This window comes from Rhodococcus sp. 15-725-2-2b, assembly GCF_002259075.1.
Classification (GTDB): Bacteria; Actinomycetota; Actinomycetes; order Mycobacteriales; family Mycobacteriaceae; genus Rhodococcoides.
The window spans coordinates 184,326-197,851 of record NZ_NPFL01000015.1 but is presented as its reverse complement, the minus strand read 5'-3'; the positions used below and the strand labels follow the sequence as shown (position 1 = coordinate 197,851).

13 protein-coding genes are annotated in these 13,526 nt (G+C 63.3%); 6 read left to right on the top strand and 7 right to left on the bottom strand.

Features of this window, described 5'->3' with window-relative positions:
- Positions 1-2 precede the first annotated feature (2 nt).
- Positions 3-263 (bottom strand): helix-turn-helix transcriptional regulator, encoded by a 261-nt coding sequence (locus CH306_RS17095; protein WP_094647295.1) that lies wholly within the window; start codon positions 261-263, stop codon positions 3-5.
- A 173-nt stretch (positions 264-436) separates the two neighbouring features.
- On the opposite strand from CH306_RS17095, the gene CH306_RS17090 reads away from it, so the two are divergent.
- The 3 genes from CH306_RS17090 to CH306_RS17080 all read left to right on the top strand — a co-directional run bounded on the left by CH306_RS17090 (position 437) and on the right by CH306_RS17080 (position 4,469).
- Positions 437-1,684 carry a TetR family transcriptional regulator C-terminal domain-containing protein gene (locus tag CH306_RS17090; RefSeq protein ID WP_094630718.1) on the top strand — a complete coding sequence of 416 codons (1,248 nt, stop codon included), beginning with the start codon at positions 437-439 and terminating at the stop codon, positions 1,682-1,684.
- 161 nt (positions 1,685-1,845) lie between these two features.
- Entirely contained in the window at positions 1,846-3,081 is a 1,236-nt protein-coding gene (locus CH306_RS17085; RefSeq protein ID WP_094647293.1) for a hypothetical protein, read from the top strand.
- On the top strand, positions 3,078-4,469 hold the full coding sequence (locus CH306_RS17080; RefSeq protein WP_094647291.1) for an outer membrane protein assembly factor BamB family protein: 1,392 nt from the start codon (positions 3,078-3,080) through the stop codon (positions 4,467-4,469). Before CH306_RS17085 ends, CH306_RS17080 begins: the two co-directional genes overlap by 4 nt.
- 1 nt (position 4,470) lies before the next feature.
- Here the strand turns inward: CH306_RS17080 and CH306_RS17075 are convergent, their stop codons facing one another.
- The gene (locus tag CH306_RS17075; RefSeq protein ID WP_094647289.1) at positions 4,471-4,974 is read right to left on the bottom strand and encodes a DUF1648 domain-containing protein; all 504 of its coding nucleotides are present in this window, start codon (positions 4,972-4,974) and stop codon (positions 4,471-4,473) included.
- A gap of 82 nt (positions 4,975-5,056) precedes the next feature.
- On the opposite strand from CH306_RS17075, the gene CH306_RS17070 reads away from it, so the two are divergent.
- Positions 5,057-6,538 carry an SAM-dependent methyltransferase gene (locus CH306_RS17070; RefSeq protein ID WP_179272877.1) on the top strand — a complete coding sequence of 494 codons (1,482 nt, stop codon included), beginning with the start codon at positions 5,057-5,059 and terminating at the stop codon, positions 6,536-6,538.
- Here the strand turns inward: CH306_RS17070 and CH306_RS17065 are convergent.
- Positions 6,522-6,839 carry an ArsR/SmtB family transcription factor gene (locus tag CH306_RS17065; protein WP_032395051.1) on the bottom strand — a complete coding sequence of 106 codons (318 nt, stop codon included), beginning with the start codon at positions 6,837-6,839 and terminating at the stop codon, positions 6,522-6,524. The two genes, CH306_RS17070 and CH306_RS17065, sit on opposite strands and share 17 nt — an antisense overlap.
- 88 nt (positions 6,840-6,927) lie before the next feature.
- Here CH306_RS17065 and CH306_RS17060 point away from each other — a divergent pair, with 88 nt between their 5' ends.
- Positions 6,928-7,977: an SDR family oxidoreductase gene (locus CH306_RS17060; protein ID WP_094647287.1), complete on the top strand. Its 1,050-nt coding sequence runs from the start codon at positions 6,928-6,930 to the stop codon at positions 7,975-7,977.
- A 79-nt stretch (positions 7,978-8,056) separates the two neighbouring features.
- Positions 8,057-8,848 (top strand): acyl-CoA thioesterase, encoded by a 792-nt coding sequence (locus CH306_RS17055; protein ID WP_094647286.1) that lies wholly within the window; start codon positions 8,057-8,059, stop codon positions 8,846-8,848.
- Here the strand turns inward: CH306_RS17055 and CH306_RS17050 are convergent.
- The 4 genes from CH306_RS17050 to CH306_RS17035 form a co-directional block, all read right to left on the bottom strand.
- Positions 8,836-10,311, bottom strand: coding sequence for a mannitol dehydrogenase family protein (locus CH306_RS17050; protein WP_094647284.1), 1,476 nt, complete (start codon positions 10,309-10,311; stop codon positions 8,836-8,838). The genes CH306_RS17055 and CH306_RS17050 overlap by 13 nt on opposite strands.
- Positions 10,312-10,415: 104 nt before the next feature.
- Positions 10,416-11,387, bottom strand: coding sequence for an ABC transporter substrate-binding protein (locus tag CH306_RS17045; RefSeq protein WP_094647282.1), 972 nt, complete (start codon positions 11,385-11,387; stop codon positions 10,416-10,418).
- Between the two features lie 53 nt (positions 11,388-11,440).
- The gene (locus CH306_RS17040; RefSeq protein WP_082073654.1) at positions 11,441-12,538 is read right to left on the bottom strand and encodes an ABC transporter permease; all 1,098 of its coding nucleotides are present in this window, start codon (positions 12,536-12,538) and stop codon (positions 11,441-11,443) included.
- A complete protein-coding gene (locus CH306_RS17035) occupies positions 12,535-13,314 on the bottom strand; it encodes an ATP-binding cassette domain-containing protein (protein ID WP_032395046.1) in 780 nt (259 codons plus the stop codon). Before CH306_RS17035 ends, CH306_RS17040 begins: the two co-directional genes overlap by 4 nt.
- Between the last annotated feature and the right edge of the window lie 212 nt (positions 13,315-13,526).

Genomic DNA, 13,526 nt, shown 5'->3' with positions numbered 1-13,526 from the left:
GCTTACAGATCGTCGATGTCGATGAACCCGTCCTGCAGCGCACGCACCAGCAACGTCGCCTTGGTCGGTGCAGTTCGCCCCACCGCCGTGTATTTCGCTCTGATGCGAGTCAGATGTGTGTTGACGGTTCCCGTCGACAGATAGAGCGAACGCGACGCCTCCGCTTTGGAATCCGAGATCAGCCAGGCGGTGAGTACTTCGATTTCACTAGCGCTGAGCCGGGGGTCGGGTGCGTCGCCGACGCGGATATCGAGCACTGTCATGGAGGTCCTTGGTGTCGGGCACCGCCGCTGTCCCGGTGGCGCGAACACGGCCAATGACACCGCAACCGCTCCGCTGGGTCACTCCGAGGAATGACCGAGGTCGCTCTCACCTGAGAGTGAATACTGTCGCCCGCGACCTCGATCTTGGCCCCACCTGGGTAAAGTCCGGCTCTATGACCGAGCTCGACGCGACCGCCGCCCACTTCGTCGAGGCGGGTGTGTCATTGCTGATCGCACATCCGCGCAAGATCCTCGAACGCGGACTGCGCATCGAGGACGTCGTCCACGAGACCGAGTCGTCGACGGCGACGTTCTTCCGCAAGTTCAAGACCAAATCCGACTTCCTCGCCGCGGTCGTCGAACATTTGTCCCGTACTCCTCCACCGGTCGCCATCCACGACATCGTTCGCGCGCAGATGACGAACAGCGGCGCGTCGATTCGCGCATCGGTGTCGGCGCTCGTCGCGGACCACTTCCCGGCAATCGTCGACCGGAAGAGCACCACCGCGTCTCTTCTCGACCATGTTTTCCGCGGACCCGCTTCCGCGGCACTCGCCGCTGAGTACCGCCTGCGTGACGACGCCGTGCTCGACGCATTCGAGGTGCTGTTCGCTCCCGACGGTGGAGCCTTTCGCCGTCCCTTCACGGCCCGATCGTTCGCCGTGACGGTCAATGCCGTCGTGGACGGCTTTCGCATCCGCAGTCAGGTCGACGCCGCTTCCGTATCGGCCGATGTGTTGTCCGATGCGCTGCTCGCCTTCCTCGGGGCCGTCGTCGACACGTCGGGGCATCATCAGCACCTCGATGACGTCGTGGGGGAAGTCGGTGTCTCGGGCGAGGAGCGGCCGCTGCCCCGCGATCCGCGTGCTGCGATCGTCACCGCTGCGCGCGACGAGTTCGGAAAGCGTGGCTACTTCATGACGCGAATGGACGACGTCGCCGATATCGCGGGAGTGCCGAGGGCGGCGTGCAAGACACTGTTTCCGACCAAACCGTCCGTCATCGTTGCAGCACTGCAGAGTCGAGTCGATCGTCTTCGCGAGTCGGTGGCCGACGACCAGTTGCTGGGCCTCGACGAGCTCACGATTCTGCGGAATCACATGCTGCGGTGCGCGCAACTCGCCGCCGACGAACTCGAGTTCATGGACGCTCTCCTCGTCGCCGTCGCACACGACACCTACGGCGAGCCGGAGGGGCTGATCTCGATCAAGGAGAAGCTCAACCTGCCGGCGATCATTGCACCGGTCATCGCGCGAGGACAGGACACCGGCGTCTTCCGAACGAGCTCGAGCCCAGTGGATCTCGCTGCCGGAATCACCAACACTCTGCTGATGCGATGCTTCACCCGACGACAGAACAGCCCACAGGACAACGCGACGTTCGTCGGTGAACTTCTCCTCGACGGACTCGGTACGCACTGAGCATCGACCGGCCGTGTGTCATCGAACGCCGGATCCCGCCGGCGAGGTGATCGGGGGCTGCCAGGATGTCATCTGGCTGCTACACCCGGCACGATTAGCAAAACGAATGGTATGAATGTTGCGCGACATTCGTCGCGAATGCGGCGAACGAAGCGAGGGTCATGAACGGGGACACGCAGCCCACCGAACGCAATCGTTCCGCGCTGCTGAACACACTCGTCCTCGTATCGATAGTGGCACTCGGTGTAGTCGCAGCGGGACTGACCGCTCCGGCCGAGGAGCCCGAATTGACCTCGTTACCAACGACATCGGCGACACCCGTTCCGGAGCCTCCGCAGCAGGAATACGTGGTGGTCACCCCGGAGGTCGACGCGTCGGCAAGCATTCCGGGGTGCGACACCGTCGAGCCTCCGAGCGAATCCTCATCCCTCGCCTTCTTGACCACGGGCGACGAGTCGTACGACAATCCTGCGGCCCCCTGGTACAGCGGACCCCGAGCGCACCTCATGTCCGTCGCGTTGATGGCAGCGCTTCCCTCCGCGATCTCGTCGACCACGTCCATGTACTTCGGCCCGATACCCGCGTCGAGCGAATCCGAGGATTTTGTCCTCGACTCGGCGCACGCATCCACCCCACTGGCCTCGGGTAGCGAGTCCGACTATCTCAGTGTCGGTGTCGGCCCGGCAGACTCGGCCGCACCACCACCGTGTGTGGCAGGACAAGTGGACGAGCGACGCAGTCTCTCGGACGGAACGGTGCTGGACACCGACGACACGTGGCGCGAAACCAACGGTCAGAGATCCTACTCCCGGACGGCCACCGCGTACACGCCGGACGGATCCCTCGTCTCTGCCTCGGTCTCCGGCGGGGACGACCCGGCCACGTTGAAACTGACGCTCGACGAACTGGTCCGAATAGCCGCCGACCCTGCCCTCAGGATCACTGCTCCCATCCCTGCCGGAACACCGGGCAATGCTGCCGACTGCTACGCAGGCTGGGGTGTCGGCTGGGACGACTCACCGACGCCGTCGTTCTCTCGCGAAGAGATTCGAATGCTCAACGACGCTCTCCGGCGGGCAGACGCGGCGGCGCTCGCTCCGACACCACCGTTGGGTGCGTTGCACACCAGTGAATTCGGTTCGGGGCTTTGTCAGACGGTGAACAGCATTGCCGGGCAACTCATGATCAGCGTTGTCCGGGCCACGCCTGACATCCAATCCGATTCGACGACAACGGAGGAGCCCCAGCTCGTCTCACCGGACGAATATGGGCCGGGTTCCTCGGTCTCCGTCGTCACGCCGTCGGGGCTCGAGATCACGGTGTCTACGACACAACCGGTGCAGGATCCGGCACTGCTCGAGAACCTGGCGAACACAGCAGGATTGGACCTTCGATGATGCGATGGAACCAGAACACCACACTGGTCGTTGCGACGATCGTCGCAACACTGTCGGTCGGTGCCGCGATAGCCGTTGTGACCCAGGACCGATCGACGACCATCAAGAAGATCACCGACTCCTCGGACGACGCACCGGGGTTGGCGTGGTCCGTCGATGCGGCGGACATCGGACTGGAGGGAGCCACCTTCGCCTCTCCGAGGACAGGTTCGATGTACGCATGGCAGGCCGGCTCGATTCTGATCGATCACACCGCTCTCACACTGGCCGTCGTGTCCTCGGAATCCGGCAACGACGAGGCAGTCATGGTCGGAATCGACACCGCGGACGGCAGCGTTCTGTGGAAGACGCCCGCTCCGGACCTGGCCGCGTGCGCCGACCAGCCGCTCGGCGGCCGACTCGTGTGCCATCAACCGATCTGGGGTGCGACGCCGGGCTACGTCACCTTCGATCCGGAGACCGGCGAATCACGAAACTACCCCACTGATCTCGATCTTTTCGCCGTCACTGTCGCGAACGACCGCATCTACACGACGTCGGGCAACCTCGAGGACGACGACGTACTGTTGCACCGCGGAACGCTGGAGAATCCGAGCGCCGACTGGACGGTTCCACTGCATGCGTGGGCCGGATGGGAGGACGATTACGCCACCGCATTGAAGGTGGATGACGACATCGGAACCTTCGACGTCGGGGGCGACTTCTCCACGTTCGACGCCTCGACCGGACGGCAGCTCTGGAAGACGGACAGCCTAGAGGATTGTCTCGGAGCCGTGGGACGCACCGCAGGCGACCTGGCCATTGCGTCGTTGAGAGATTGTGAGGGTACGAGTACGGAATCGAAAGGGTCCGCCGCCTTCCGTTCGGACGGCACGGTCCTCGCACGATCGGACAGCCCTGTGGTACAACAACCTTCGCTGGACGAGCCCACCGACACGGCGATACCGATCGTTCTCGGTGAAACGGCCTTCGACCGCAACACCGGCGAGGAACTGTGGCGCGACGACGCCCTGTCGTACGACTTTCCCGGCGACGAACTCAACGAGCCCCGCACGTACGCCACCCTGACGCATGTCATCGGCCATGTCGGGTTGCTGCAGGCATCCAATGGCACCACCGCGATCGACCTGCGAGACGGCGAGCACCTGTGGCAGGCCGAGCTGAACGGCAGCATCATCGGGCGCGACAACGATCTGGTGTTGACCTCGGCCGGAACAGATCTCTCCGCGGTCGACGTGACCACCGGTGGGACCGAGTGGACTGCATCGACGTCGATGATGTTTCCGGACGACGAGTCGATGAGCTTCGAGCTGTTGGTCGACGCAACCGAGGGCGGATATCTGGTGCAGTCCGGATCGAAATTGGCGATGCTGCAACCACTCCCCTGATTCAGTTCTTCGATACGCGGTACCGGCCGCCTTTGACGACGAACACCACGTATCCCAGAACGGCCAGCAGGTACAGCGCCGTCGGGACGGCGAGAACCCAGACGCCGACCGAGTCGCCCGTCGTTGCACCCGCAACGCCGGTGATCCAGGCGAACAGCAATGCCGTTGCCGCACCGATCCACTCGAGGTCCTCGGCCATCTTTCGGTTCAGCTCGGGTCGGTTCTCGGCGGCAGTCCAATACTCGTGCATCGTCCGGCTCGGCAGATTCACCATGGACCCCGGAACCTTGGGGAACCACCACCCGATGCTCGCGAACAACCCGATGATCGCGAATCCGATGCCGCCCATCGTGAGCAGGAAGGACAGCTTCGAGTCCATGCGATCGACCTGACCGGACCCGTCGAAGTGCGCGGGCACTTGATCCCCCGCAGTGACGGCGACCCAGATCAGAGCGACGATGAACGCCAGAGTTGACAGCAGTAGGGCCGCACGCGAGAGCTTCATCCCAGTCGACTTTAATGCCTTCGGCAGTGGTGTGGTTGAGTGCCGTAGAAGGAACTTGTTCGCACCACCGCCGGAGGCATCGATGCCCAACAACGAGTTCGGGGACTTCCAGACCCCGATCGAGTTGGCACGTGCGTTGGTGAACACCCTGCCTCGACGGCAGTGGACTCGTGTCCTGGAACCCACGTGTGGTGTCGGGAACTTCTTGTCGGTCATCGGTGAGCGTCACCCCGACACAGAACGCGTCGGAATCGAAGTGCAGCCCGAGTACGCCGCGGCAGCATCGATATTCGGCAGGGTGATCACAGCATCGATCTTCGATTTCGACCTGGCGCGCGACATCGCATGGACGTCGGAGTCGGGCCCGACCCTCGTCGTCGGCAACCCACCGTGGGTGACCAACTCACAGCTGTCGGTTCTGGGTTCCAACAACAGACCGGCTCGTGCGAACACGGGGAACGTGCGCGGCATCGATGCGATCACCGGAAGCTCGAATTTCGATGTTGCGGAGTTCATTTGGATCAAGTTGCTCACCGAGTTCGCAGATCGCCCGGTCACCGTTGCGATGATCTGCAAAACCCAGGTAGCTCGAAACGTCCTGTTGCACTGCGCTCGGCACGGCCTTCCGATCACCGGTTCGAGTCTGCGCCCCATCGACGCCAAGAAGTGGTTCGACGCCGGAGTCGATGCCTGCTGGTTCGTGGTCGAACTCGGAACCGGTGCAACCGACCACACCGCGCAGATGTATTCGAGCATGGACGCACTGCACCCCAGCAGCAGGATCGGAGTGGTCGACGGACAACTCGTCGCGGACGTCGACGCCTACGAGCGAAGCAAGCAGTTCGATGGCATCAGTCCATTGATGTGGCGTCAGGGCATCAAACACGATGCGTCTGCCGTCATGGAACTGGCCGAGAACGACGGCCCACGAACCAAACTCGGAGCTACGGTCGACGTCGAGACAGACTTCCTGTTTCCCCTGTTCAAATGCACCGACGTCTATCGCGACAAGTTGAGCGTGGTCTCGCGATGGATGATCGTGCCGCAATCCCACACCGGTGACGACACCGCACAGTTGGCGGACAGCGCACCGAAGTTGTGGAAGTACCTGACCGACAACGCGACAGCTCTCGATGGCCGGAAGTCGTCGATCTACCGAAATCGCGCCCAGTTCTGCATCTTCGGTGTCGGGCCGTACACGTTTGCGCCCTACAAGATCGCGATCTCCGGATTCCACAAGATTCCGCAGTTCAGGATGGTCGGCCCCTACGACGGAAAACCTGCGGTGTTCGACGACGCCACCTATCTACTGCCATTCGAGGACCCAGCGGCATGCGCCGTCGCCCATGCACTGTTGACCGGACCGGAAGCGACTGATCTCATCGCGGCCCTCGCATTCTGGGACAGCAAGCGACCGGTGACGAAGAAGCTGTTGCAGCGCATCGACCTACGGGCCATCGCACGTGCAACCGACCGGCACACACTGCGGGACCGGGCGCGAGATGTGCACACGGACAGCAACTCGATCGATCAGGCGATCGACGACTTCACAGATCGGACTTGATCGTCTCGGCCAGTCGGTCGAGGAATTCGTCGTTGCGTTTGTAGTGCACCCAGGGGCCGATCTTGGTGCTTGTCACCAGCTGCGCGCGTTGCAGCACGGCCATGTACTGCGAGGCTGTGGACTGCGAAACACCCGCCCGCGATCGAATGTGCTTGAGGCAGACTCCCACGTCCTCGGCGGGCTCGAGCTGGGGCGGAAAGTCGTTGGGATCCTTGAGCCACCGCATGATCGCCAATCGCGCGGGATTGCTCAGCGCACCGAACACCGCCGCGAGCTCTGCGGGGTCCAGTTCGTCAGCCACCTTCGAAGCGTACTCCAATATCGCAATATCCCGATATGTGGTCTACTAGGGACATCGTAATATCGCGATATCCAGATAGGAGTAGGTCATGTCACGCGTAGCAGTCGTAGCGGGAGCCAACGGAGTGATCGGCGGTAACTTGGTCGATCACCTGCAGCGAACAGGTGATTGGGACATCGTCGGGCTCTCACGCCGCGGCGGTATCGACGACGGACGCGTCCGTCACATCGCGGTGGATCTGCTCGACGCCGACGAGACGCACCGCAGACTGGCCGAGCTCACCGACGTCACGCACATCTTCTACGCCGCGTATCAGGAGAGACCGAGCTGGGCCGAACTCGTCGCCCCCAATCTCTCGATGCTCGTCAACGTGGTCACGGCCATCGAGGACAGTTCACCGGACCTCGAGCACGTGAGCCTGATGCAGGGATACAAGGTGTACGGCGCACACCTGGGGCCCTTCAAAACCCCGGCGCGAGAATCCGATCCGCCCCACATGCCGCCCGAGTTCAACGTCGATCAGCAACAGTTTCTCGAGGCGCGGCAATTCGGCAAGCGGTGGACCTGGTCGGCCATCCGGCCATCGGTGGTGTGCGGTGTCGCTCTCGGGAACCCGATGAACCTGGCCACCGTCATCGCCGTGTACGCCACCATGTGCGCGAAACTGGGCGTCCCCATGCGGTTTCCGGGAAAGCCCCGTGCCTTCGGCGCGCTGCTCGAGATGACCGACGCATCGTTGCTCGCCGAGGCGACGGTATGGGCGGCCACCACGCCGACCTGCGCCAATCAGGCGTTCAACATCACCAACGGCGACCTGTTTCGCTGGAGCGAGATGTGGCCGCGCATCGCGGGTCTGTTCGACCTCGACACCTCAACTCCGTTACCGATGTCCCTGGCGGACGTCATGGCAGACAAGGAGCCGCTGTGGGATTCCATCGTCGCCGAACACGGACTGCAGTCGACTCCGTATTCCGACGTCTCTTCCTGGGCATTCGGTGATTTCGTCTTCTCCTGGGATTACGACGTCATCGCCGACGGTTCCAAGGCCCGTCGCATGGGATTTCACCGCTTCGTCGACACCGAGGCCATGTTCGCCGGGATCTTCGCCGAGCTACGCAGCCGGCGAATCATTCCGTGAGGAGCCACCCTGCGTGCCGTGTAGGTGAGCCGGATAGTTTGAATCGGCACCAACGCCGATCGAGACCTACGGGAGAACAATGCATCCGTTCGACACAGCAGTGGCACTCGAGACCGTTTCCGACGGCACTTACCGCGGTAGGACGTCGGCACCGTACAACAACATGGTCGGCCCGTTCGGTGGTCTCACCGCCGCAACGTTCGTCCGTGCCATCGAGCTGCATCCCGAATGTCTGGGTTCACCGGTCTCGCTGACGGTGAACTTCGCCGGCCCCGTCGCCGAGGGTGAGTTCGATATCTCGGCGCGTGCCGTGCGCACCAACCGAAGCAATCAACACTGGTATCTCGAACTGACTCAGGGTGGCGACGTCGCCACCACCGCAACAGCAGTGTTCGGTACGAGGCGCGAGACGTGGGACACCATCGAGGCAGTGGCACCGACCGTTCCCTCCCCCGCCGAGACGCCCCGAGGCACCTTTCCCGATGCGATCGCCTGGGCACAGAACTACGAGATGCGTTTCCTGGCAGGCGCTCTGAGCGACCAGGAATCCGCGGACTCGACCGAAACCCTGTGGATTCGAGACACACCGCCGCGTCCGTTGGACTTCCCGGCACTGACATCGCTCAGCGATGTGTTCTATCCCAGGATCTTTCAGCGTCTCGGTCGCTACGTTCCGGCGGGCACCATCTCACTGACGACCCACTTCTTCGCGACGCCCGAGGATCTCGTCAGCCACTCCGACGGGTACATCCTCGGCACTGCCCGAGCGCGCCGCTTCCACCGAGGTTACTTCGACCAGACGGCCGAACTGTGGACCGAGGGCGGGACATTGCTGGCGACGAGTCACCAGGTGGTCTATTACAAGGCCTGACCGACCGACTGTTCCAGCACGCGCCGTACGGCTCCGCGCGCTCCGCTGTCCTGAAGCGACCGTTTGGCCCTCTGGTACGCGCCGCGCAGTCGAGGACTCGTCGAGAGGTCACCGAACACAGCAGGATTCGCCACGAAGGCACCGGGGTTGTCGTGGTCTTCCCAGGACAGCCGCTGAAGATGTTCGGCATTGGCGTCGAGCATCGGCACGTCTCCGCGCTCGTAGACACCGCACCACGCTGCGAGTATCAACGCGCAGTGGTCGACGCATCGATCCCGGGCCAGCAGGTCGCGGATCACCGGCAGTACGAACTTCGGAATGCGGGCGGACGCGTCGACGATCTGCCGTTCGAGCGTGTCGCGAACGGCAAGGCTGGAAAAGCGTTGCAGCAGTTGGTCTATGTAGCCCTCGATGTCGATTCCCGGTACAGGGGCGAGGGTGGGTGCGGCCTCGTTCCGCATGTACGACGCCACGAATTCGTGCAGGTCGGGGCTGGCCATCACCTCGTGCACGTGGGTGTACTCGGCGAGTATGCCGAGGTAGCTCATCGCCTGATGGGAGCCGTTGAGCAGCCGCAGTTTCATGTGTTCGTACGGCGCGACGTCGGCGACGAGTTGCACTCCGACCTCGTCGAAGGGCGGCCGCCCGAACGAGAACATGTCTTCGACCACCCACTGCGAGAACGATTCCGACCGTACCGGCCAGCCGTCGTCGATTCCGAAGTCGCTGCGCACGTCCTCGATGACGGCGGCCGTCGTAGCAGGGGTGATGCGGTCGACCATCGAGTTGGGAAACGCCACCGTTGCGTCGATCCAGTCGGCGAGATCGGCGTCGTGATGACGGGCGAACGAGGTCAACGCCGTTCGGGTCACCGACCCGTTGTGAACGATGTTGTCGCACGACATCACGGTGAAGGGCGGAATCCCGTGGTACCGGCGGGTGGCGAGGGCAACGGTGAGAAAGCCGAAGACACTCGACGGTACCGAGATATCCGCCAGGTCGTGCAGCACTGCAGGATCGGTGGGCGCGAACGCTCCGGTGGCGTCGTCGACGCCGTAACCGGACTCGGTGATGGTCAAGGACACGATCATCGTGGCGGGTGAGCTGAGCACATCGAGTACGCCCTGCGGATCGTCGGGCGCGTAGACGAAGTCGGCGACCGAGCCGATCACCCGGGCGTCCCGTCGACCGTCCGGATCCACTGTGACGAGGGTGTAGAGGTGGTCCTGCGAGTCGAGGACGTCCCCGATCTTCCTGTCTCCCGACAACACTCCCACTCCGCACAGAGCCCAGTCGAGATGTCCGGCCGCGAGCAGCCGATCGAAGTACACCGCCTGATGTGCGCGATGGAACGCGCCGACGCCGAAATGCACCACACCGCAATGCAGTTCGTCCAAGTCGTAGGCCGGCTTCGTGACGGTCGCGGGCAGCTCTTCCAACGTCGCGCGGCGAAGCATGGTCATGACAGGTTCCTCGGGTCGAACGATTCGGGTGGAATTGGTGAGCGGTGGCGCTCCCGGGCATGTGCTGCCACCAGGAGCACCACCGCAGTTCGAGGTGCTACAGGTCAGCAGGACGACTTGTAGACGTACTGCGCACCGTCGCCGTCGATGTTGTCGGCGGTGATGACGTGGAAGCCGGTGGAGATTTCGGACGTGACCGGCTTGTTGTCGATCGCAGCCATGGCCTGCTCGACGCCGTCGGTGCCGATCGTGTCGGGCTGCTGGGCGATCAGTGCCTGCACTGTTCCTTCACGCAGCTGCTTGACCTGTGCGGGACCGGCATCGAATCCGACGATCTTGACCTGGTCCTGCTTGCCTGCCTGCCGGACACCCGTCGCGGTGCCCTCGGCTGCAAAGGTGTTGGCGGCGAAGATGCCGACGATGTCGGGGTCCTTGGCCAGAGCGGCCGAGACCAGACGGGCAGCTTCGGCCGGGTCGTTGTGGCTGTACTGCACTCCGAGGTAGTCGAATGCCGAATTGGCTCCTACGGCCTCTTCGAAGCCTTCGACACGCGCATCGGCGGTGGAGATACCGGGGTCGGTGGAGATGACCAGAACCTTGCCGCCGGAGGGGTTGAGCTCCTGGATGGCGTTGAATGCTTCCGCTCCACCGCCCTTGTTGTCCGAGGAGATCGACGACACCGCGATGGACGGATCTTCGAGGGTGGTGTCGACTAGGACGACCTTGATGCCCGCGTTCGCCGCAGCCGCCAACGGTGCCTGCATCGCCGCGACGTCGGTGGGCGCGATCAGGATGGCCGACGGCCGCGATGCGACGACGGAATCGACGATCGGCTTCTGCAGCGTGGGATCGAACTTGACCGGGCCCTGAGTGGCGACGGTGACGCCGGCGGCCTCGGCTGCAGCTTCGATTCCGCACTGCATGCTGATGTAGAACTCGTCGCCGCTCACGCCCTGGATGAAGGCGATCTTGCCGCTGCCGTCACCGCTTCCGGAGTCGGACGAGCAGCCCGCCAGAAACATGGCGGAGACCGAAGCGACACTCAGTGCAACGACGGCGGTGCGTGATGTGATCATGGTCGACTTTCTTGTAAGGGACTGTGCGGGAGGGAGTTGTGGGCCGGCCCGAGCTACGGACTTCGGGACCAGAGTTTCTTGAGCGAGCTGGGCGACTGACCTCGACTCGCTGCGTCACGACGACGCTGATCGAAGTACACGGCGGCGATGAGGACGGCGCCGACGGCGACCTGCTGCCAGAACGGCTGAACGCCGACGATGACGAATCCGTTCTGCAGCACTGCGGGAATGAAGAGTCCGACGACGGTGCCGAACATCGTGCCGATGCCACCGAACAGGCTCGTTCCGCCGATGACAACGGCCGCAATGACATTGAGGTTGGTCTGCGACTGACCCGCGATGGCGGTGGTGCCGTACTGCGAGAGCGACAGAATTCCTGCGAGTCCGGCGAGGGTGCCCGAGAGTGCGTAGATCTTGACCAGGTGCATGTCCACCTTGATGCCGACTCGACGAGCGGACTGTTCCTTCGAGCCGACGGCAAACGTGTAGAGACCGAACTTGGTGCGATGCAGCACGATTCCGAAGATGACCACCAGCACCAGGGCGATGCTCGAGATCAGCGGGATGGTGGTGGCCGGTAGATTTCCGTACCCGATCGTGTCGACCAGTACCGGTGGAACGTCTCGGATGTCGACGCCGCCGGTGATGACCTGCGAGAGCCCGAGTGCGCCGCCCAGGGTACCGAGCGTGACGATCAGTGGAGGTACATTGGCCTTGCCGATCAGAAATCCGTTGAGCAATCCCCAGCAGAGGCCGCATCCCAGGGCCACCACGATCCCGACGGCGGCGACTCCCCATCCGTCGCCACCGATGGCTGCCATGGTCTTGGCCGAGACGACACCGGAGAAGACGAGAACCGACCCGACGGAAAGGTCGATGCCGCTGGTGACGATCACGAACGTCATGCCGATCCCGAGGACGGCCAGGATGGAGACGTTCTGGATGATCTGCCGAATGTTGCCCCACTCGGGGAAACTCCCGGGAGCCATGATCGAGAACACGATGCAGATGGCTGCCAACACCAGGACGATCTGGAAGACCTGGACGCGAGCGAGGTTACGGAGCGATTCGACGAGGTCGAACGTGTGCTTCGACGGCTTCTCGCTCGGCGGCAACGGTTCGATGGATGGGGTGATGATCTGATTGCTCATCGTGTGGCTCCGGTGGTCGCGCCGGTCATCGCACCGACGAGTTCTTCCATGGTCGTGTTCTTGGCGTCGAGAGTGGCGACGCGTCTGCCCATCCGCAGCACTTGCACGCGGTCCGCGACCTCGATGACGTGTGGCATCGAGTGACTGATGAAGACCACTGCCACTCCCCGATCTGCCACCCGACGAATGGTGTCGAGTACGTTGCGGGTCTGCACCACGCCGAGCGCAGCGGTCGGTTCGTCGAGGAACACCACGCCCTTGGCCCATGCGACGGCACGTGCGATGGCGATGGCCTGCTGCTGTCCACCGGACATCGAGCCGACCGGGACGGTCAGACTGCGAACGGTGGCTCCCAGTTCGTCGAGAGCGGCCTGCGATTGCTTGCGCATCGTGGACACGTCGAGGAAACCGAGTCGGCCGAGCGGGCCTCTCGCCGGCAGCTCCCGGCCGAGGAACATGTTCTGCTGGGCGTTGAGGTGCGGCGCGAGCGCGAGATCCTGGAACACCGTCTCGATGCCGAGTTCCGCTGCCACCGTTGGGCTGTCGAGATCGACGGCGGTGCCGTCGAACAGGATCTCTCCGGTGTCGACGGCAAGGCTTCCCGAGAGCGCCTTGACCAACGTCGACTTGCCGGCACCGTTGTCGCCGATGAGGGCGACGACCTCGCCGGGGTAGATGTCGAAATCGGCGTCGTCGAGGGCGCGCACGTTTCCGAAGCTCCTCGACAATCCCCTCGCTTCGAGGATCGGTGTCGCAACAGGTGCAACGCTGGCCATGGATACTCCTAGGTCGGATCGAAAACCTTCGGGTGCGGGATGGACACCCCCACCGGTGCCCGTGCAGCTCGGTCGGTGAACGTGATCTGCGAGGCGGGTCGAGCTCCCCGCGGGGCTCGTTGTGTAAACGAGTGTGACCCACGCAACCCGCGTTGTCACGTGTTTCGCGAAAATTCATGTCACCGGTGACATGACACAAACGATGCACATGG